Raw genomic sequence first — 20,472 nt, 5'->3', positions numbered from 1 at the left:
CATTATAGGCACTCAGAAACTCACGTCAACCTTTGTTTTGACGTTTATTCGCCGCCGGCTCACCACGCCATACCGCGCTAGTTCTGACCAACCGTTTTTCAACAGACGGCACACGTGCAGCAAGCAGAACCGCTGCGACTGTTGCGTAGAGGCTCCACTGGCCTGCATCGGACCTCACGACCCAAAGCATATGAAGCAATACGACTAGCAGCGTCGGATAGACGATGCGATGCAGCTTCTTCCAGCGCTTACCGAGTTTGCGCATGCTCCAGCGCGTCGAGGTCATTGCGAGCGTTAACAGGCCGACCAGCGCGATAGCACCCAAAGCGATATAAGGACGCTCAACCAGCTCAGCAGCAAACTCGCTGAATTCCAAACCCAACAGGAAATATAGATATGCAGCTAAATGAAGCGCGGCGTAACCGAATGCCCACAGACCGATCTGCCGTCGAAACGCGATCCAGCCAGACCATCCTATTAGGGTTCGTAAAGGCGTCATCGCCAGTGAGGCTAGAAGAAGGACCAACGCGCCCTGCCCGAGATTATCAACCAACACTTTGCCGGGATCCGGACCCAACGCAGCGGTCGCGGCGAGATAGAGCCAATAGCACGGCACGCTGGCAACGGAGCAAAAAAGCAGCAACCTCAACCAGGGATAGCGCATTAATAGTTCTTTCTCAAATCCATCCCTGCATATAAGTGCGCGACGTCTTCCTCGTACCCATTGAACATCTGAGTCTCGCGTACATTCGGGCTAAACAGGCTCCCTGGCAAACGTCGCTCACGAGCTTGAGACCAGCGAGGGTGGGAAACGTTGGGATTGACGTTAGCGTAGAAACCATACTCTTGAGGAGCCATCGATTCCCACGTGGTCGCAGGCTGCTCACGAACGAAACTGATCCGAACGATAGACTTGATACTTTTGAATCCATACTTCCAGGGCACTACAAGACGCAATGGCGCACCATTCTGGTTTGGCAACACGCGTCCATACATCCCAATAGCGATCAAGCTCAGCGGGTGCATGGCCTCGTCCATTCTCAAACCTTCGACATAGGGCCAATCGATGAGGGAAAACCCAGTACGCATGCCAGGCATCTGTTCGGGGCGCGCCAAGGTTTCAAAACGGACATATTTAGCGTCGGAAGTGGGCTCCAACCGACTGATCAAGTCAGCCAGAGAAACGCCGAGCCAAGGTATAACCATCGACCAGGCTTCGACGCAACGCAGGCGGTAGATTCGCTCTTCAAGCGCGGCGTCTGAAACAAGGTCTTCGATCGAATACTTCCCCGGCTTCGCCACTTCTCCATCGACAGTTACTAACCAAGGCTCAGTAACAAGCTGCGACGCATGCCGCGCCGGATCGCCTTTATCCGGCCCGAACTCGTAGAAATTGTTGTAATGCGTAGCGTCAGGATAAGGGGTGATGGCTTCGTTTTTAACCGTGACCGCGCCCCAATTTGCTTGACGTAGCTTTTCGTCGAACCACGCGGGAGCATTAGCTGGTTCCACGTCTGCGTAGCGAGAGTCGGCTTGAGCGATCGCAGGCAGCCCAGCGGCCGCAACGGAGAAAGCTGCTCCTTGCATGAACCGTCGACGGTTCAGATAGAGCGCTTCCGGGGTTACCTCTGATTCGAGACAATCACTGCGACGCGGCGTTCTGATAAGCATGATGTGCTCCGCTGTCTGAGGCTGTATGAAGAAGCACTAGACAGCGGATCATTTCAAAAATCAACTTTCGGCGCGTTTGCGGCGACGCATCAGAAACTGTACCGGTCCAGAAATGGCGTAGGCGAGGAAGATCAGAAGCAGAATACGCGGCGGATCACTGAACACCACGGCAAACACCAGGACTACGATCAGTATCGCCACAAAGGGCACCCGCCCTTTCAGATCGAGATCCTTGAAGCTGTAGTACTTGATGTTGCTGACCATCAGCAGGCCCGCAGCAGCAACCAGCAGCGCAAACAACATGATCACCGCCAATGGCAGATCGAGACCGCGGACCCCTGGCTCATCAAGCGCCCAAACCGCCCAGACCGAGCCAGCCACAACCCCTGCAGCGGCAGGACTCGCCAAGCCAATGAACCACTTTTTATCAACCTTGCCTATTTGGGTGTTGAAGCGTGCAAGCCTTAAGGCTGCGCAGGCCACGTAAATGAAGGCAACGGTCAACCCGACATTTCCGAGACTGGAGAGTGCCCACTGATAGGCGAGTACGGCCGGAGCTAGACCGAAAGCGACCATATCCGATAGCGAATCATACTCCGCACCGAATGCGCTCTGGGTGTTGGTCAGACGCGCGACTCGGCCGTCCAGGCTATCAAGCACCATCGCGACAAAGACGGTGGCAGCAGCGACATAGAAATTGCCGTTGATTGCCGTGATGATGCAGAAAAAACCGGCAAACAGATTGGCCGTCGTGAACAAGTTGGGGAGCAGATAGATACCACGATGGCGAACCTTACGACCTTCGGCGTCCTGGCTCTCTTCGATGTGCTCGTCAATTGGCAGAAGACTTTCCGGTTCGATGGGTTTGTTCGGCTCTTCGGGATGCTCACTCATGCAAATTCACCTTACAGCAGGTTTGAATAATTTCGACAGGCCCTGGCACAGCGGGTTCACCCCTCAGCCAAGCATGGGTTTATACCAGAGACACGCGCCATAACGAAAAAACGCGGCCTAGGCCGCGTTCTTTCAAGCAAAACTAGGCATCAGTTCTTGCTCTTGTCGACAATCTTGTTCGCTGCGATCCACGGCATCATGGAACGCAGCTTCTCACCGACCACTTCGATGCCATGGGCAGCGTTGTTACGGCGATAGGCTGTCATCGACGGGTAGTTTGCAGCGCCTTCGGTGATGAACATCTTGGCGTACTCGCCGTCCTGAATACGCTTCAGCGCATTGCGCATCGCGGCGCGGGATTCGGCGTTGATGACTTCCGGGCCGGTCACATACTCGCCGTACTCCGCGTTGTTGGAGATGGAGTAGTTCATATTGGCGATACCGCCTTCGAACATGAGGTCGACGATCAACTTCAGCTCATGCAAACACTCGAAATAAGCCATTTCCGGCGCGTAACCGGCTTCGACCAGTGTTTCGAAACCAGCCTTGACCAACTCGACGCAGCCACCACACAGAACAGCCTGCTCACCGAACAGATCGGTTTCGGTCTCGTCCTTGAAGGTGGTTTCGATGATGCCGGTACGGCCGCCGCCGACGCCCGATGCGTACGAAAGAGCGACGTTCGTCGCGTTACCGGAAGCGTCCTGGTAGATCGCGATCAGATCAGGAATACCACCGCCCTTGACGAACTCGGAGCGAACGGTATGGCCCGGTGCCTTTGGTGCAATCATGATCACGTCGAGGTCGGCACGCGGTACGACCTGATTGTAGTGAATGGAGAAGCCGTGCGCGAAAGCAAGCGTAGCGCCCTTCTTCAGGTTCGGCTCGATCTCGTCGCGGTACAGGCGGCCCTGGAATTCGTCGGGTGTCAGAATCATAACGACGTCAGCAGCGGCAACAGCGGCGGCTACGTTATCCACTTTCAAACCGTGGGCTTCGGCTTTGGCTACCGACGGGGAGCCGGCACGCAGGCCAACGGTCACATCTACACCCGAATCTTTAAGGTTGCATGCATGAGCATGGCCCTGGGAGCCGTAGCCGATAACAGCGACTTTCTTGCCCTGAATAATGGAAAGGTCGCAATCTTTATCGTAAAAAACTTTCATGGAATTACCCCTGTTGCTGGCCGGTTGGGCCATTCGATAAGTTGTATTAGATGCTCAGCACTTTGTCGCCGCGAGATATACCCGTAACACCGCTGCGCACCACTTCCAGAATCGATGTCGTACCGATGGCCTGGATGAAACTGTCCAGCTTGTCGGTCGTACCGGCCAGCTGGATGGTATAGACGTTGGAGGTCACGTCGACGATCTGCCCACGAAAGATGTCGGTCGTACGCTTGACTTCGGCGCGCTGCGCTCCGGTTGCCTTAACCTTGATCAACATGAGCTCGCGCTCGATGTGAGCGCTCTCGGACAGGTCGACCAGCTTGACGACCTCGACCAACTTGTTGAGGTTCTTGGTGATCTGCTCGATCACTTCCTCGTGGCCCGCCGTCGTCAGCGTTAGCCGGGACAGCGTTGGGTCTTCGGTTGGTGCTACGGTCAGGCTTTCGATGTTGTAGTTGCGCTGCGAGAACAGTCCGACCACACGAGACAATGCACCTGGTTCGTTTTCCATCAGCAGAGAAATGATGTGTCTCATGATCAGGTCCGCTCCGTCTTGCTGAGCCACATATCGCGCATGGCGCCGTCTTTGATCTGCATCGGGTAGACGTGCTCGCTGGTATCGACCGCAATGTCCAAGAAGACCAAACGGTCTTTCAGGGCAAAGGCCTCTTCCATTTTTGGCTTTAGATCCTTCAGCTCAGTGATGCGCATCCCAACATGCCCATACGCTTCGACCAGCTTAACGAAGTCAGGCAGCGACTCCATGTAGGAGTGCGAGTAGCGGCTGTTGTACTGCATGTCCTGCCATTGGCGAACCATGCCCAACGCACCGTTGTTGAGATTGATGATCTTCACAGGAAGGTCGTATTGCAGGCAGGTCGACAGCTCCTGAATGTTCATCTGAATGCTGCCTTCACCCGTTACACAGGCGACATCGGCTTCAGGAAAATTCAGCTTTGCGCCCATCGCAGCTGGAAATCCGAAGCCCATGGTTCCAAGGCCACCGGAGTTCAGCCAGCGGTTCGGCTTGTCGAACTTGTAGTACTGGCAGGCAAACATCTGGTGCTGACCCACGTCCGACGCCACGTAAGCGTCGCCCTTGGTTACGTCACACAGAGTTTCGATAACCGCCTGAGGCTTGATGATAGTGCCGTCGCCCTTGTCGTAGGGAAACAGGCCACGGCTGCCGCGCCACTCCTCGATCTGCTTCCACCAACTGGCGACAGTCTCGGCGTTTGGTGTCTGGCCGATCTCCTTGACGATAGCGACCATCTCGGTGAGCACGCTTTCGACCGGACCGACGATCGGGATGTCGGCCTTGATGGTCTTGGAGATGGAAGCCGGATCGATGTCGATGTGAATAATTTTGGCGTTCGGGCAGAACTTGGTCGCGCCATTGATCACGCGATCGTCGAAGCGTGCACCCACGGCCAGGATTACATCGGAATGGTGCATCGCTAGGTTTGCCGTATAGCTACCATGCATACCCAGCATGCCGACGAACTGACGGTCGCTGCCTGGATAGCAGCCCAACCCCATGAGTGTGTTGGTGACCGGAAGATTGAGCATCTTGGCCAGCTCAGTGAGCTGCGAAGATGCGCCACCCATGATCACGCCGCCCCCGGCATAGATGATCGGTCGCTTGGCCGCCAGCAGGAGCTCGGCCGCCTTACGAATCTGCCCGGAATGTCCACGCACCGCCGGGCTGTATGAACGCAGCTTGGCTTTTTTCGGATAGACGTATTCGAACTTCTCGGCCGGGTTGGTCATGTCCTTAGGGATGTCGACAACGACAGGACCGGGACGGCCGGACTGAGCCAGGTAGAACGCTTTCTTCATCACATCGGGAATTTCCGAAGGATGCTTGATCATGAAACTGTGCTTAACGATGGGGCGGGAAATACCGATCATGTCGGTTTCCTGGAAGGCATCGGTGCCAACCATATTGCTGGCAACTTGCCCCGATATAACCACCATCGGGATCGAGTCCATATAGGCAGTTGCGATGCCGGTGATGGCATTGGTCGCGCCTGGGCCAGAGGTAACTAGCACTACACCGGCCTTACCAGTGGCACGCGCATAGCCATCGGCCATGTGAGTGGCAGCCTGCTCATGACGAACAAGGATATGCGTGACTTCCTTTTCCTTGAACAGCGCATCATAGATGTGCAGCAAGGCGCCGCCGGGATAACCGTAGATGTACTTAACGCCTTCGTCGCGCAAGAAGCGGACGACCATTTCAGCGCCGGATAAAAGTTCCACGTTGTTCACCTCTAGAACGCCAGATAGCCGCTCCGCGTCGGACCGGCCAGAATTAGGTTTACTGCCAAGCAGTGCATGAGCGACGGTGGTCGCCGACTACGTCAGCTACTGTCAAAGCGAGTATTAGGGAAGCCCCAAAGTGTTGCGGGGCACCCCTCCCAGCGCGAGGTAACGCGTTGCGGGTGTTGCAGGTCGGCGCGGGTATGCACCTCATGATTGAGCGAAGGGCTCGCTTGCGGCGGCCCCTCAGAACAGCAAGCATGGAATTGTTCGGATTAGGCTTGGCCAAGTCAAGTCTACTGTTGCCCTTCGGCTGTATTCAGCTGTGATCCAGCGCAGAATGAAGCCCCCTATGTTTTGCGTATAGTACCGGCTTGGTTTTGCATCCACTGAAGGGAAAAGCATGCGTTTGACCATTCTCGCAGGCGGCCTGCTGCTTGCATTGAGCAGTAGCATCATGGCCGGCCAGGTTTACAAGTGGGTCGACGCTAAAGGCGTTACACATTTTGGAGCCCAGCCGCCCCAAGGCCAGCCGGCCGAAACGCTCAATACGGCCGTCGCCCCGCCAAAGCCAGCCGTGACCGAAAGCGCCACGCTGGAACAATCAGGCGAGTCTGAACAGCGCGACATTGATCGCAAGGTGAAGCAACAGGTTGCAGAGCAGGAAGCCGAGCGGCAGCGCTATTGCACTACCCTGCGCACCAACCTGGCGCAACTGCAAAACAATCCGCGCGTGCGTGTGGAAGAAGACGGCGGTACCCGGCGTCTGAATGAAGAAGAACGCCAGGCGCGCATTGGCGAAACCCAACAGAAGATCGCCGACAGCTGTAACTGAACGCAGCGACCAACGCCTGCCTACATGGCCGGCGTTGTTTAGCCTTCACCCCCACTGATCAGTCGATCGAAGGTCTCAAGCGCCTCAAACAACCCGACCACGCGCTGCGACTGATCTTGATAAACCATTTCGGCCATCGCCAGAATCCCCGACACAGTCGGGAGCGGCTGGCCTTGCTCCAGAATGTGTTTCATGCGGGGCAGAAAAATCCACTGCAACCACTGATCAAAAGCCAGTGTATCGACGCAGAACGGCTCCTGACTGGCGAGCGCCTCAGGCGCAGGCGGCGACGACGCCCAAACCCCAAGCACCCGAAGCTCGCGCTCGATCAGTAGCAACTGGTCAGCCAACGCCGGCACCCGATTGTCCATCACATCGAGACCTTGGCCCGCTCGCGCGCCTGAGCAGCACCAGCAGCATTTCCCTGACGCTCACGTGCCTGCGCGATCAGTTCCCAGAGACTGGCCTGCAGGGCTGGCCGGTCGCTCGCATAACTCAGCCCGCGCCGAGACAGCTGTTCAGCCTGAACGGCATCCCCTTGCGCCAGGCGTACCTCAGCCAGACGATAGAGCACCTGAGGTTCGCGCGGGGCGATTCGCTGAGCACGCTCGAGACTGGACGCAGCTCCGTTGAGGTCACCTCCGCCCTGTTGTTGCTGCGCAGTGGTGAGCAGTGCCAGCACCGGACCATCAAGCTGCTCGTCTGCTGACAAGGTCCCACTGCTTGACGGGATTCCGCTGGGCATTGGCTGTCGCTGGACCGGGGCGGGCATCGGCGCGGACTGAGCGGGCGGCGTCCACTCACCAGTTCCGCCTGCAGGCGGCTGCGCAGAGCCTCCAGAGAAGGCGCCATCGGGCGCCCCAAAGGTTTGCAACGGTTCGGAGCTTTGCTGCGGCACCATGACCATCACGCCCGAGTCCGCAGGGACAGATTGCGCGGTGGCCGCAGGTGCATTAGCCCGGCGGTTGGGCTGACGTGCAGAAGCCTCCTCCGATACCGGCGCCCCCGAATCAACGACGGGTATTGCGCCGCGCTTGACCGAGGCGCAGCCCGGCACTAGCACCGCCGCCACCAATACGATCATCCATTGCTTGTTCACAGTTCAAACCTCTTGATAAACCAACCGGCCAGCCGCCACCTATGGCAACCAGCCACGAACCCAATCCATGACCGATTCAGCCGGGGCCTGCATACCGCAACCCGGCCCCGGTGCAGGCTCGCTGCCGCGGATGTAGGGCATCTGTACGGCGCCCGGGCAGTTTTCCAACGTGCCCTCGCCGGTTTTCGCATCGACCCAGGCCATGGACACGTTATCCGGTACGGGCATTTGCAGGGGCAGTGGATCGGCACGACGCATGAAATCAGCCCACACCTGCAACGCACCTGTGGCGCCGGTCAACGAGGTCTTGCCGTTGTCGTCGCGCCCCAACCAGACTACCGCGAGCAAATCCTGACTGAAGCCCGCAAACCAGCTGTCACGCGAATCATTGGTAGTACCAGTCTTGCCGGCCAGCGCCAGCGATTTCGGGATCTGATTGTAGACAGAACGCCCTGTCCCTTCGAGCATCGTTCGCTGCATGGCGTATTGCGTCAGGTAGATAGCACCAGGATCGAATCGCTGTTCAATCTTGAACGGATAGCGACTAAGGGGTTCGCCATCGGCCGCGACGACACTGCGAATAGCCCGCAACGGGGTGTTGAAGCCGCCGTTGGCTATCGTCTGGTAAACCCCGGCCACTTCGATCGGGCGCAATCCGCCCGCGCCCAGCAGCATCGAGGGATAAGCCGGCCAGTCGGGCGACGCGCCCAGGCGCGCCAGCGTCTTGAGCACATGCGGCACGCCTAAATCCAAGCCAAGCCGCGCGGTCGATAGGTTGTAGGAGTTGGCCAAGGCCTGATAGAGATAGACCGTACCATGAGCGGTACGCCCGTAATTCTGTGGTTTCCACACCTTGCCATCGGTTCCTTTGACCGAGAACGGCTCGTCCTCCAGCAGGCTAGTCAGGGTGTATTGGCTGGGCTTCTCCAGCGCAGCGAGATAGATCGCCGGCTTGATCAGCGAGCCAATCGGACGCGATGCGTCCAGCGCCCGATTGAAGCCGGCAAAGCCTGGATGGCGGCTACCCAGCATGGCCTGCAGCTCGCCGGTTTCCGGGTTGGTGACCAGCATCGCGCCTTCAACGCCCTCGGCTGCCTTGCCCAAACGCTTAAGCGTGTCCGTCATGGCCTTTTCAGCCTTGGATTGAATGATCGGATCAAAGCTGGTGAAAACCCTTAGTCCTTCCTCGGTAAGGTCCTCGTCGCGATAGTCCTCTCGCAATTGCCGCTTCACCAGGTCGAGAAATGCCGGGTAGGAGCTGTCAGCCAGGCTGCCACGCTGCGTCACACCAAGCGGCGCTTGCCGCGCTTGGGCAGCTTCATCCGGGCTGATTACCTGCTGCTCAGCCAACAGATCGATGATCATATTACGCCGCTCCAAGGCACGCTCAGGATGGCGGCGAGGATTGTAGTAAGTCGGCCCCTTGACCATGCCGACCAACAGGGCCACATGTTGGAGCTTGAGCTCTGCCAGTGGCCTTCCAAAAAAATACTGGCTTGCCAAACCGAAGCCGTGAATGGCGCGACGACCATCCTGACCAAGAAAAACCTCGTTCAGATAGGCTTCGAGGATCTCTGGCTTGTCATAGTGAAGCTCAAGCAGCACCGCCATCATGGCTTCGGTAGCCTTACGACTCAGGCTGCGCTCGTTGGTGAGATAGAAGTTCTTCACCAGCTGCTGTGTCAGTGTGCTGCCGCCCTGGCGAACCTCCCCGGCAGTAAGGTTTACCCAGATGGCACGCGCAATGGATTTAGGCGACACGCCTAAATGATCGAAGAACTCCCTGTCTTCGACAGCAACCAGTGTTTCAACCAGATATGGCGGCACTTGATCAAGCTTGATCAAAATGCGGTCTTCGTTGTGCGCGGGATATAGCCCGCCCACGACCAGTGGCTCGAGACGTACTACCGGCAGCTCGCCACCGTCCATGTGCGCAAGCCCAGCGACGAAGTCTCCAGAAAAACGCACACGGATCCGCTGAGACTCTTCCGCACCTTCATAGAAGCGGAACCCTCGTGTATGCATTTCGACCGCATTGCTGGCGACCGATACAGTTCCCGGCCCACTCACCGTTTTCTCTCGGCGATAGCCCAACGCATCGACCTCGTTGAGAAAGTCATCCTTGTCGAGTTTTTGCCCAACGAACAATTCCAGCGGCCTGGCATAAACCGTCGCCGGGATCGTCCAGCGCTTGCCGGAAAATTTCTCCTGCACCACCGCATCGAGATATACCGCGACGCCAGCCAGCAGTACCAGCGCGACGATGGAGAGTTTGATAATCCAGCCTAGCCAGGGGCGCGAAGCACCGGAACGGCGTTTGGAACGGGAGCGAGACGAGCGTGATTTAGTCATGGCGGCGCATTATACGCACTTTGATTTGCGCCGAAGACGGCCTCTTGGCGGTTTGCACGCTTACCGAGGATGGACATAATGAAGCGTTTTTTGACTGTGTGAACTGGCTCCCGAAGCGCTCACACGCCCGTCCAACAAACCTACAAGGAGTGACCGTGAGCCAAGCACTGATTGCTGCACTGCAGAATCCGGCCCTGTACCCCCACCCGGTCGACGGCTTTAAAGTCATCGAGACCCATATTTCCTGGGTCATCCTTACTGGCGCGTACGCCTACAAGATGAAGAAGCCGGTTGACTTCGGCTTCCTCGACTTCACTAACCTCGCGGCACGCAAGCACTATTGCGAGGAAGAGCTGCGCCTGAACCAGCGTATGGCGCCGGATGTGTATCTCCAGGTTCTGCCTGTCACTGGCAGCGTCGAACAACCGGAAATCGGGGGGAATGGCGAACCCATCGAATACCTGTTGCAAATGCGTGAGTTCCCACAAACGCAGCTGATGGCGGAGGTACAGGCACGGGGTGAGCTGACGGACAATCACATTGATGCCCTCGCCGAGCAAATCGCCGGGTTCCACCTGAGCATTCCGCAGGTGGCTGCGGACCATGCGCTAAACAGCGCCGAAGGGATCGTCGCGCCGATGCGGCAAAACTTCGAGCAGATTCGCCCTTTGCTCACCGAGCAAGCAGACCTGCAGCAACTCGATGCCCTGCTGGACTGGACCGAAACCAGCATCGCCCGCTTGCAGCCATTGCTCGAGCAACGCAGCGAACAAGGCTTCATTCGTGAATGCCACGGCGATCTGCATTTGGGCAATGCCGCCATCATTAAAAACGAGGTGGTGCTGTTCGACTGCATCGAATTCAACGAGCCATTTCGCCTGATCGACATCGCTTCCGACGCCGCCTTCCTGGCGATGGACCTAGAAGACCGAGGGTTGAAGTGCCAGGCACGGCGCTTTATCAACGGCTGGCTGGAACGCACTGGCGACTACGCCGCGCTGCAACTGCTCAACCTCTATAAGGCTTACCGAGCGCTTGTTCGGGCGAAGGTCAGCCTATTTCGGCTGCACCAGGAAGAGGACGCCGTGCAGCGCCGGATCGTCCTGCGCCAGTATCGTAGTTACGCCAATCTGGCCGAAAGCTACAGCGCTATCCCCTCCCGCTTCCTTGCCATCACTCACGGCGTATCGGCGGTTGGCAAGAGCCAGGTTGCGCTGCGCCTGGTAGAGGCTCTGGGCGCTATCCGTGTACGTTCGGATGTCGAACGCAAACGGCTCTACGGTCAGCAACCAGAGGCCCTTGCGTCCGAGGTAAATGCCGGCATCTACAATGCCGAGGCTGGCGATGCCACCTATCAGCGTTTGCACTCGCTAGCCGAGACCGCGCTTAGCGCCGGCTTCTCGGTGGTCATTGATGCGACCTACCTGAAGCATCAGTATCGTCAAGCGGCCTGGCAAGTTGCAGAGTCTACCGGCGTACCCTTTATGATCCTGAGCTGCGAGGCGCCCGACGCCGTCATCGAACAGTGGCTCACCCAGCGCCAGGCCGAGGGCGGCGATCCGTCCGATGCCACGATGGCTGTGATCAGCGCTCAACAGTCATCTCGCGAGCCGCTGGGCGAGAGTGAGCAGTTGCTTAACCGGCAAATCAACACACCCGAAGCGGGGAGCCTTGACGCATTGGTAAGCGCGATTCGGCAGCGCCTGCCGGGCCTCTGACACCCGGGAGGACAACGCTCCCTGTACGGAAAAGCGCCATCCAGGCACCGCTGAAGGCAGAACCCAGCGGTGCTTCTATACTGAACATGTCTGTCAGCGGAAGTCGGCCATGTCTCACTGTGTTCTGCCATTGGTATCGCTGGACCGTTGCCATGGGTGATAGCGTCCAGCTCTTTTCAATTCGTTCTGACGACTACGCACAGTTCCGCCCCACGTATCCGAGCAGCCTGTTCAATTGGCTCGCCGAACAGTGCTCGGTGCCCAGCTGCGCACTCGACGTTGCGTCTGGCACTGGCCAGGCTACACGGGGATTGGTCGACCACTTCGACCGAGTTGTGGCGTGCGATGCCAGCCCTGGCCAACTGACCGGCAGTACCGACTGGCGATCTGCGGAGCGATTCGCTGCGCAAGCTGAGCAGTTGCCGCTGCGCGATAGCGTGGCCGACTTGATTGTGGTCGCACAGGCATTGCACTGGTTCGCTACGCCAGCCTTCTTTGACGAAGCGAAGCGAGTGCTGTCAGCAGATGGGCTGTTCTGCGCGTGGTGCTACAGCTTGCTTCGTATCGAACCGCCGCTGGATGCCATGATCGAGCAGCTGCATGGCGAAACCCTGAGCGGCTACTGGCCACCAGGACGCGCCAGCGTCGATGCGGGCTATCGAGATATCCAAGCACCATTCACAACCTTCCAACCTCCAGAATTTGCCCTCGAAGCCCACTGGAACCTGCCACAGCTGCTTGGCTACCTGCGCACTTGGTCGGCGGTGAAGCAGTGGCAGCAGACCCATGGCCAAGATCCGGTCACTTCACTCGAATCTGAGTTCAAGCGTCTATGGGGAAATCCGGAACACCAGCGCCGGGTTCGCTGGCCGCTTCATTTCCTCGCCGGCTACCCAGGCCGATAGGAGCAATCATGCACGACGAACTGTTGACCTTGAGAAATCTTGGCAAGACATCCGCGCAATGGCTGCACGCCTCGGGCATCCATACGGCCGATGACCTGCGTCGACTCGGCGCGGTCAGTGCCTACCAGGCGGTTAAGTCACGAGGATTCAGCGCCTCGAGAGTGTTGCTCTATGCCATCGAAGGGGCCTTGCGAGACATTAATTGGAAGGAACTGCCGGACACCCTGAAAACCGAGCTGAACCAGCACCTGGCCCGCTGTGATTACCGAGACAAGAGCTAGCTCACAATGCCCGCTCGGCGCGATTTACTCTCTTCAAGCGCGGCCTTATGGTGAGCACGCGCATCGCTCCACCTCTGTGAGCCCGCTTGTCCAAGGATTGCCGACATGTATCTACTCGGGGAACAACCGGCCTATGCCGATCAACTGATCAACCGTCTGCAGGGGATCCCCGCGCAACTGCTTGAAGGGCTCACCCCTTCTGCACCACCTATCGAGATCAAGGGGTCCGACGACCTGGCGGAAGACCTACCCGAGCAGCACCTATTCGTCATCGAGAGCGGCCTGTTGCATGCACTGGTCGATGAAAGACCATTGTTCTACATGCAGGAAGGCGACCTGCTCGGACTACGCCAAGGAATCGAACTGCCGCTGTGCCGTTATCGCAGCGATGAATCGATTCGTCTGGTTCCCTATGCACGGAGTGCGGTGTTTCGCCATATTCATGCGGATCAGCGGCGGCAGGAGCTCTTCACCCAGTACCTGATTGGGCAGACAGCGCTGTTGTCAGATGCGTTGGCGCGACTGAAGCAACCCGAGATCCACCCCACCACCGGCTTCCAGCATTTCGCCGCGGGCGAGGAATTGATTAGACAGGGCGACGATGCGGACAACGTGTTCATCATCATCGAAGGCCATGCCAACGCGCTTGTTGATGGACAGAAAGTCGGCGACGTACAGCGAGATGAGATCTTTGGGGCAATGGCCGTATTCACCCAAGAGAAGCGCAGCGCGACCGTCGTCGCCACTGTCGCCTGCACCGTTATGCTTATCCCCAAGGACCAGTTTCTCAGTCTGATGCAGAGCAACCCCAAGATTGCGCACAGCCTGATCGAAAGCATGGCCAGGCGCATCGATTTGCTGAACAAAGAGGTGACGCAGCTGCGCATGCCCCTCACCGCCAGCGCGTAAATCCCATGACCTTGGGCGAAAACTTTATTTAAGTTCGGCTGTTGACTAACGAATGAGAATTGTTATTATTAGCACCACTGGTCGCGAGATCAGCCGGTAAGCTGAAAGGACGGGCAGTCGGCCTTTCAGGTTATCTCCTCATCAGGCTAATCACGGTTTTGACCCGGCTCTTGCCGGGTCTTTTTTTGCCCGCGAAACACTAGCTCCGCTGAGACTTTAGTCCCAGCTACTCGGTTGCCTTACGAAGTTCGACGCAATGATCCTGCTGCGGCTGAGCCGGGGTAAACCAGACGAAATCGGCCTGATCGGCGGACACCCTGTCTCCCACTTCGGCGAACATCATTACTCGCGTCGCGGGGTTGCCACTGCGACTCGAGAGATGCAAAGGCACGCCGAGATCACGCCGGACATGAAAAGCACCTGCCACTAGCATTGCCGGCTTCGGCGCGGCATCCAGCTGCTCAGCCATTCGCAAGTCGCGTTGCTGCTGGACTGCCAGCATGGCGGGTAGCTGCTTCTCTGGCAGCAGGTCGCAGTGGGACGTTCGAATCTGTGCGAGCAAGACCCCCTGCACGCTCTTGTCAGCGGCCGCACCGGTGAGCGTGGGTATACGGCGGTAGACACGCATGATTTCCTTGCGGTCGAGATTGGCCGCCAGCAACGGATAGGGCTGCGCTAACGCATGCTTGACCAGCGGGGCGTACAACCTCCATTCCCAACCTTTTTGCCAGTCCAGCGCAGCAGGCAGGTCAGCTGGCCACCGCCCACGGTCAACCAATGCTTGCACCTTAGCGACCTTGTCCTGCTGATCCGGATTGAGCATTTCCAGCAGCAGACTGCCCTGCGCTCGGCGCTGTGCTAATGCCTGTAGAAGCCAAAGCTGGAGCGCATGGTGGTCCGGGTTGTCATGGCGCTCCCCCACCAATACCTGATCGACCTTGGCTAGCTTGTCGAGCAATCGTCTCGGCGAAATCTGTTCGCCGCTTCGCAGATCGACGATACGCCCCAGGTCGGGATGCTCGAGACCCTCTGGGCTTTGCCAGGCTGGCAAGGATGGTACTGACTGACAAGCGGCGGTGAGCAGGATCACGACCAGGGGCAATAGCAATCGCATACATCAATCCTCAGCGAGCAATAATGAGCGGGTGGTCTCTTTCCGGGTGGCGTTGGATCAGCACATCGAGGCCGAATACCGACTTCAGCGGCTCGGTCTGCAGCACCTGTTCGGGCGTACCGCTCAGATGTACACGTCCGTCAGCCAGCAGCACCAGACGATCGCAGTAGCGTGCTGCAAGGTTGAGATCATGCAGGATGACCAGGACCGCGCCGCCCAGTTTGGCGAACTGGCGGATCGCGTGCAGGATGCTGTGCTGATGCAACGGATCGAGCATGGCCGTAGGCTCGTCGAGCAACAATACTTGCCCGGTACGCCCGGGCCATAGCTGCGCAAGCACCCGGGCTAGGTGCACGCGCTGCTGTTCGCCTCCCGACAGCGACAGGTAACTGCGTTGGGCCAGATGCTGCGCATCTGCAGCACCCAGTGCAGCCGAGACGATAGCCCGGTCGGCTTCGAGACCGCTTTCATGTGGCAACCGACCTAGGCCGACCACTTCGTCGACGCGAAAACCGAAACTCAAGCTTGAATTTTGCGGCAAAACCGCAAGACAGCGTGCGCGCTCCGGACCACTCCAGCCGTGCAGCGGCTTCTGATGTAACAGCACCTCGCCAACACCTACTGGCAGCTCGCCACTCAACGCGGCCAGCAGGGTGCTCTTCCCTGCTCCGTTTGGTCCCAGCACCCCTAAGACTTCACCTGCATCCAAAGCCACGTTTACGTCAGCGAGGATGACGGAAGCGCCTCGTCGGACTGAGCCTCCGCGAATACTGAGCATCACTGTGGCTGCCGCAATAACAGGTAAAGAAAGAAAGGCGCGCCCAGCAATGCGGTGACGATACCGATCGGCAACTCGGCAGGTGCCAGCAGAAGCCGGGCAAGGAGATCGGCAAGCAGCAACAGACTCCCCCCAGCCAACGCCGAAGCCGGCAACAGTAACCGGTGGTCGGGCCCGATCATCAGCCGCACCAAATGTGGAACCACCAGCCCAACGAAGCCGATCATGCCCGCCGCCGCTACAGCAGCGCCGACACTGAGCGCTGTGCAAAACACCAGTTCGCGCTTGAGTCGTTCCACGTCAAAGCCCAGATGACGTGCCTCCGATTCGCCCAGCAGCAGCGCATTCAGTGCCCGCGCACGGCGAGGCAACCAGAGCGTCACCGCCACAGTCACCAGCAATAGCGGCCAGAGCCGTGCATAGCTCGCCCCGTTGAGGCTGCCGAGATTCCAGAAGGTCAACGTACGCAACGCTTTGTCATCCGCTACGTAGGTGAAGAGCCCGATCACCGCTCCAGCAAGAGCGGTCAGTGCAATGCCAGCGAGCAGCATCGTCGCGACATGGGTACGCCCGTCCCGACGGCCGAGCCGATAAACCAGCCAGGTGACACCCAGGCCACCGAGAAACGCACTGATTGACAGCAGATAAGGCTCCAGCAGCGGGGAAATTCCGCCAACTAGCTCACCACCAACGATGGTGGCGGCGGCGCCTAGTGCGGCACCACTAGAAACACCGACCAGCCCCGGGTCAGCTAATGGATTGCGAAATAACCCCTGCATGGCAACGCCGGACAATGCCAGTACCGTCCCCACACTCAACCCGAGCAAGGCGCGTGGCAAGCGTATCTGTCCGAGGATCAGAGCGGCTTGGTCAGCGCCCTCGCCCGTAATCGATAAGCCAAACAGTTGCAGCAAGGCTTTTAAGGTATCGCCCAGCGGTAGAGTGACCGGCCCAAGCGACAGCGACAACCAGAACGCGATCAGCCACACGAGTCCCAGCGAAATAAACAGCGGGCGTGCAGATAGCACTGGGCTCATCAAAAGTTTCGCCAGTTGAAATTTGAGCAGAAGAATAAAAGCCAGCCACCGGCTCCGCCAGCGCTATCAGCCGTTAGCCAACCCGGCGACTGCTGATTGAGTGATAATTCTCTCGAAATAAGGAGGTCCGGATGATTCGACTGTGTGATGCCTCTGAGGTGACGGAGGGCCAGAGCAAGGGTTTCGAACGAGAAGGGCAGCGCCTGCTGGCAATACGCAAGGAGGGCACACTCTACGTTTATCAGAATCGTTGCCCACATCGCGGAATCCCTCTGGAATGGTTGCCGGACCAGTTCCTCGACAGCAGCGGCAGCCTGATCCAGTGCGCCACCCACGGCGCCCTGTTTCTCATCGATAGTGGCGAGTGCGTGGCCGGCCCCTGTGCAGGACAGGCATTGCGAGCGCTGCCATGCATCGAGCAGGACGGCACCATCTGGTTACAGAACGTGCGCTAGTGCGACGTTGCGTACGAGCGACGATTGGCCGCGTTGGGTATCATGCGGTCACTGCTTCCTGTGAGATGACCATGCGCCGTTTGCTGAGTCTGCTGCTCCTGTTCTTCGCCCTCCCTGCCGCCGCAGGCCTGTTTGACAGCCGTCCTAGCGTGACGCTTGGCGGCTTGAACAACAGCGCGGACTTCTTGCCGGTACGCGAGGCGTTTCGCCTGAACCTGATCGACGCCTCGCCGGAGCTGGTGAAACTGCGTTTCGTTGCGGCGGAAGGCTATTACCTCTACCGGCACCAGTTCAAATTCAGGACCGATACGCCTGGGGTTGTGATCGCCGAGGCGAATCTTCCAGCCGGCGAGCAGAAGACCGATGACTATTTCGGCGAAGTTGAAGTCTATTACGGCGTGCTCGACGTCGAGCTACCGATTCGCAACCCGCAGAACCAACCCTTTACCTTGCAGGTGACTTACCAAGGTTGCGCAGACAAAGGCTTGTGCTATCCGCCGGAAACCGAATCTCTCGACATTGGTGGCGCGCCGACAGGGCCGCCCAAAGCATCGATTCCAGACAGTCCGACCGATGCCAGTGCCGGTCTCTCCTGGCGCTCGGTGGCGTTATTCTTTCTCGCGGGTTTGGGGCTGACCTTCACACCATGCGTCTTGCCAATGCTGCCGATTCTGTCCGGGGTCGTGTTGCGCGGACAGATCGGCGGGATGCGCAGCTTTGGCCTATCGCTCGCCTACGTCTTGCCAATGGCGGCCGGCTTCGCCGTGCTCGGTGCGCTCATGGGCATGTTCGGAGCCGAGCTGAATCTGCAGGCACGGCTGCAATCTCCCTGGATCCTAGTGCCGTTCGCGCTATTTTTCGTCGCCTTTGCCCTGGCCATGTTCGGACTGTTCGAGCTGCGCGTCCCGCAGGCCATGGGCTACCGCCTCGAGCGTATTGCGGGTAACGCCAAGGGCGGCTCCTTCGTCGGTGCCGCACTGCTCGGCACTGTCTCCAGCCTGCTGGTTTCGCCATGCGTCTCGGCACCGCTTGCTGGCGCTCTGCTGTATATCAGCGCCAGTGGCGATGCGCTGGGTGGCGGACTCAAACTGTTTGCCCTTGGTCTGGGAATGGGCACACCGCTGATTCTGTTCGCCATTGGCGGCGGCGCCCTGCTCCCCAAGAGCGGACCATGGATGGTCACGGTGCGCAACGTGTTCGGTGTGCTGCTGCTGGCAGTCGCGGTATGGATGCTCGAGCGGGTTTTGCCAGGTCCGCTGGCGCTGGCACTGTGGGGTTTGCTGGCCGCCGGCACGGCATTGTTCCTTGGCACCTTGGAGTTCGGTCTCAAGACCCCCCAACAGAAACTGGCACAATTACTGGGCTTGGTCCTGCTGGTCTATGCCCTGGCGGCTTGGGTCGGTGCGCTGCAAGGTGGCTCCGATCCGCTTCGCCCATTGCCCCGCTCGACGTCAGCCGTCGGCAACAGTTTGGCCAGCGAAACTGAAGCCTGGCGCACGATAACCACCCCAGATGAACTCGACGCCCAGCTCAAAGCGGCACAAGCAGCCGGCCAGCCGTTGATGCTCGACTGGTACGCCGATTGGTGCATCAGCTGTAAGGTGATAGAGCGCGAAGTGTTCGCCGCCCCTCAAATTGCACCCCGCTTGGAAGACTACCGCCTGGTTCGCTTCGACATTACGGACAGTAACCCGGAACAACGGGCCTTGCTGGATCGCTATAAGCTGTTCGGACCGCCTGCGGTTCTATTCTTTGATCGCGCCGGCAATGAACTGACCGACGTCAGGGTCGTCGGTGAAATCGATGCCAGCCAGTTTGCTGAACGACTGGACCGCGCAGAAGCCTCTCTCTAGACGATTCCCTGCGGCAATCTCCAGTCATAATGTCGGCATTTACGCCGATCAAGACATGACTGGACAGTCAGCCCTTGCTTCGGGCATAGTTTTTCCCCTCACCGACCGACGCGCTCCAAGCGGCTGGTTGGATAGAACAACAAGGAATACTCATGGCGACGTTTCTGGTCCTCCACGGCCCGAATCTGAATATGCTTGGCACTCGCGAACCTGGCGTTTATGGCGCCATAACACTGGCTCAGATCAATCAGGATCTGGAGCAGCGAGCCCGCGACGCCGGCCATCACCTGTTGTACCTACAATCCAATGCCGAGTACGAACTGATCGAGCGCATCCATGCCGCACGCGGTGAAGGCGTGGACTTCATCCTGATCAATCCCGCCGCTTTCACACATACCAGCGTCGCCTTACGTGACGCGCTGCTGGCGGTGAGCATCCCATTCATCGAAGTGCACCTGTCCAACGTGCACAAGCGTGAACCTTTCCGCCATCACTCCTACTTCTCGGATGTCGCGGTAGGGGTGATCTGCGGCCTTGGCGCCAGCGGCTACCGCCTGGCATTGGAGGCCGCCCTGGAACAACTCGCTGCTTCCTGACAGGACCGCGCGCGACACGCGCCCGGCCTCGAAGAAGCGAGCAGCAATGCCCTTTGAACCTACTTGGGAGTCACCGCTTCATGGATATTCGCAAAGTCAAGAAACTGATCGAACTGCTGGAAGAGTCCGGTATCGACGAACTGGAAATTCACGAAGGCGAAGAGTCCGTTCGCATCAGCCGTCACAGCAAGCAGGTTGCAATGCAGCAGCCCTACTACGCCCAGGCACCGATGCCAGCACCGGCAGCCGCTCCTGCTGCAGCGCCAGCCGCCGACGCCGCACCGGTGCAGCCGAAGCTAAACGGCACCGTGGTCCGTTCGCCGATGGTAGGCACCTTCTACCGCGCATCGTCGCCGGAATCGGCAAACTTCGTCGAAGTTGGCCAGAGCGTTAAGAAAGGCGACATCCTCTGCATCGTCGAAGCGATGAAGATGATGAACCACATTGAGGCCGAAACCAGCGGCACCATCGAATCCATCCTGGTGGAGAATGGTCAGCCGGTCGAATACGACCAGCCGCTGTTCACCATCGTTTGAACCGCGGA

At 58.6% G+C, this 20,472-nt stretch carries 21 protein-coding genes; 9 read left to right on the top strand and 12 right to left on the bottom strand.

Annotated elements, in window-relative coordinates; all coding sequences use genetic code 11:
* Positions 1 to 25 precede the first annotated feature (25 nt).
* The 6 genes from msrQ to RT21_RS20970 form a co-directional block, all read right to left on the bottom strand.
* Positions 26 to 664 (bottom strand): protein-methionine-sulfoxide reductase heme-binding subunit MsrQ, encoded by a 639-nt coding sequence (gene msrQ / locus RT21_RS20995; protein ID WP_046164284.1) that lies wholly within the window; start codon positions 662 to 664, stop codon positions 26 to 28.
* On the bottom strand, positions 664 to 1,671 hold the full coding sequence (gene msrP / locus RT21_RS20990) for a protein-methionine-sulfoxide reductase catalytic subunit MsrP (protein ID WP_046164283.1): 1,008 nt from the start codon (positions 1,669 to 1,671) through the stop codon (positions 664 to 666). The genes msrQ and msrP overlap by 1 nt, the downstream gene beginning before the upstream one ends.
* Before the next feature lie 60 nt (positions 1,672 to 1,731).
* Positions 1,732 to 2,565: a CDP-diacylglycerol--serine O-phosphatidyltransferase gene (pssA, locus tag RT21_RS20985; protein WP_046164282.1), complete on the bottom strand. Its 834-nt coding sequence runs from the start codon at positions 2,563 to 2,565 to the stop codon at positions 1,732 to 1,734.
* 149 nt (positions 2,566 to 2,714) lie between these two features.
* Positions 2,715 to 3,731, bottom strand: coding sequence for a ketol-acid reductoisomerase (gene ilvC / locus RT21_RS20980; protein ID WP_045424915.1), 1,017 nt, complete (start codon positions 3,729 to 3,731; stop codon positions 2,715 to 2,717).
* Between the two features lie 46 nt (positions 3,732 to 3,777).
* A complete protein-coding gene (ilvN, locus tag RT21_RS20975) occupies positions 3,778 to 4,269 on the bottom strand; it encodes an acetolactate synthase small subunit (protein WP_045424913.1) in 492 nt (163 codons plus the stop codon).
* 2 nt (positions 4,270 to 4,271) lie between these two features.
* Complete coding sequence (locus tag RT21_RS20970; RefSeq protein WP_045431610.1) at positions 4,272 to 5,996, bottom strand: acetolactate synthase 3 large subunit; 1,725 nt, start codon at positions 5,994 to 5,996, stop codon at positions 4,272 to 4,274.
* A 403-nt stretch (positions 5,997 to 6,399) separates the two neighbouring features.
* Here RT21_RS20970 and RT21_RS20965 point away from each other — a divergent pair, with 403 nt between their 5' ends.
* Complete coding sequence (locus RT21_RS20965) at positions 6,400 to 6,831, top strand: DUF4124 domain-containing protein (protein ID WP_045424912.1); 432 nt, start codon at positions 6,400 to 6,402, stop codon at positions 6,829 to 6,831.
* Between the two features lie 38 nt (positions 6,832 to 6,869).
* Here RT21_RS20965 and RT21_RS20960 read toward each other — a convergent pair whose 3' ends face one another.
* Genes RT21_RS20960 through mrcB form a run of 3 tightly spaced genes read right to left on the bottom strand, consistent with a single transcriptional unit; the run spans position 6,870 to position 10,282 of the window.
* Positions 6,870 to 7,202 (bottom strand): YqcC family protein, encoded by a 333-nt coding sequence (locus RT21_RS20960; RefSeq protein WP_046164281.1) that lies wholly within the window; start codon positions 7,200 to 7,202, stop codon positions 6,870 to 6,872.
* Entirely contained in the window at positions 7,202 to 7,930 is a 729-nt protein-coding gene (locus RT21_RS20955) for a tetratricopeptide repeat protein (protein ID WP_371263634.1), read from the bottom strand. Before RT21_RS20955 ends, RT21_RS20960 begins: the two co-directional genes overlap by 1 nt.
* A gap of 39 nt (positions 7,931 to 7,969) precedes the next feature.
* Complete coding sequence (gene mrcB / locus RT21_RS20950) at positions 7,970 to 10,282, bottom strand: penicillin-binding protein 1B (protein ID WP_046164280.1); 2,313 nt, start codon at positions 10,280 to 10,282, stop codon at positions 7,970 to 7,972.
* A 155-nt stretch (positions 10,283 to 10,437) separates the two neighbouring features.
* On the opposite strand from mrcB, the gene RT21_RS20945 reads away from it, so the two are divergent.
* The 4 genes from RT21_RS20945 (at position 10,438) to RT21_RS20930 (ending at position 14,095) form a co-directional block, all read left to right on the top strand.
* On the top strand, positions 10,438 to 12,000 hold the full coding sequence (locus RT21_RS20945) for a bifunctional aminoglycoside phosphotransferase/ATP-binding protein (protein ID WP_046164279.1): 1,563 nt from the start codon (positions 10,438 to 10,440) through the stop codon (positions 11,998 to 12,000).
* Positions 12,001 to 12,152: 152 nt separating this feature from the next.
* Positions 12,153 to 12,905, top strand: coding sequence for a class I SAM-dependent methyltransferase (locus tag RT21_RS20940; RefSeq protein ID WP_046164278.1), 753 nt, complete (start codon positions 12,153 to 12,155; stop codon positions 12,903 to 12,905).
* Between the two features lie 8 nt (positions 12,906 to 12,913).
* Entirely contained in the window at positions 12,914 to 13,186 is a 273-nt protein-coding gene (locus RT21_RS20935) for a TfoX/Sxy family protein (protein WP_045424905.1), read from the top strand.
* Positions 13,187 to 13,291: 105 nt separating this feature from the next.
* Complete coding sequence (locus RT21_RS20930) at positions 13,292 to 14,095, top strand: cyclic nucleotide-binding domain-containing protein (RefSeq protein ID WP_046164277.1); 804 nt, start codon at positions 13,292 to 13,294, stop codon at positions 14,093 to 14,095.
* 226 nt (positions 14,096 to 14,321) lie between these two features.
* On the opposite strand, the gene RT21_RS20925 is transcribed toward RT21_RS20930, so the two are convergent.
* From RT21_RS20925 to RT21_RS20915, 3 genes are read right to left on the bottom strand one after another with little or no spacing between them, the layout of a single operon-like run.
* Positions 14,322 to 15,209: a ChaN family lipoprotein gene (locus tag RT21_RS20925; protein WP_046164276.1), complete on the bottom strand. Its 888-nt coding sequence runs from the start codon at positions 15,207 to 15,209 to the stop codon at positions 14,322 to 14,324.
* A 10-nt stretch (positions 15,210 to 15,219) separates the two neighbouring features.
* Positions 15,220 to 15,987: a heme ABC transporter ATP-binding protein gene (locus tag RT21_RS20920; protein ID WP_046164275.1), complete on the bottom strand. Its 768-nt coding sequence runs from the start codon at positions 15,985 to 15,987 to the stop codon at positions 15,220 to 15,222.
* Positions 15,987 to 16,970 (bottom strand): FecCD family ABC transporter permease, encoded by a 984-nt coding sequence (locus RT21_RS20915; RefSeq protein ID WP_177327115.1) that lies wholly within the window; start codon positions 16,968 to 16,970, stop codon positions 15,987 to 15,989. Before RT21_RS20915 ends, RT21_RS20920 begins: the two co-directional genes overlap by 1 nt.
* Positions 16,971 to 17,155: 185 nt before the next feature.
* On the opposite strand from RT21_RS20915, the gene RT21_RS20910 reads away from it, so the two are divergent.
* From RT21_RS20910 to accB, 4 genes are all read left to right on the top strand, one after another.
* A complete protein-coding gene (locus RT21_RS20910) occupies positions 17,156 to 17,479 on the top strand; it encodes a Rieske (2Fe-2S) protein (RefSeq protein WP_046164273.1) in 324 nt (107 codons plus the stop codon).
* A 71-nt stretch (positions 17,480 to 17,550) separates the two neighbouring features.
* Positions 17,551 to 19,332, top strand: a complete 1,782-nt coding sequence (locus RT21_RS20905) for a protein-disulfide reductase DsbD (RefSeq protein WP_046164286.1) — start codon at positions 17,551 to 17,553, stop codon at positions 19,330 to 19,332.
* Positions 19,333 to 19,484: 152 nt separating this feature from the next.
* Positions 19,485 to 19,928: a type II 3-dehydroquinate dehydratase gene (aroQ, locus tag RT21_RS20900; protein ID WP_046164272.1), complete on the top strand. Its 444-nt coding sequence runs from the start codon at positions 19,485 to 19,487 to the stop codon at positions 19,926 to 19,928.
* 80 nt (positions 19,929 to 20,008) lie between these two features.
* On the top strand, positions 20,009 to 20,464 hold the full coding sequence (gene accB / locus RT21_RS20895; RefSeq protein ID WP_046164271.1) for an acetyl-CoA carboxylase biotin carboxyl carrier protein: 456 nt from the start codon (positions 20,009 to 20,011) through the stop codon (positions 20,462 to 20,464).
* The last annotated feature ends 8 nt before the right edge of the window (positions 20,465 to 20,472 follow it).

The organism is Pseudomonas sp. 10B238 (genome assembly GCF_000970615.1).
Taxonomy (GTDB): domain Bacteria; phylum Pseudomonadota; class Gammaproteobacteria; order Pseudomonadales; family Pseudomonadaceae; genus Stutzerimonas.
This window is presented reverse-complemented; position numbering and strand designations above follow the sequence as displayed.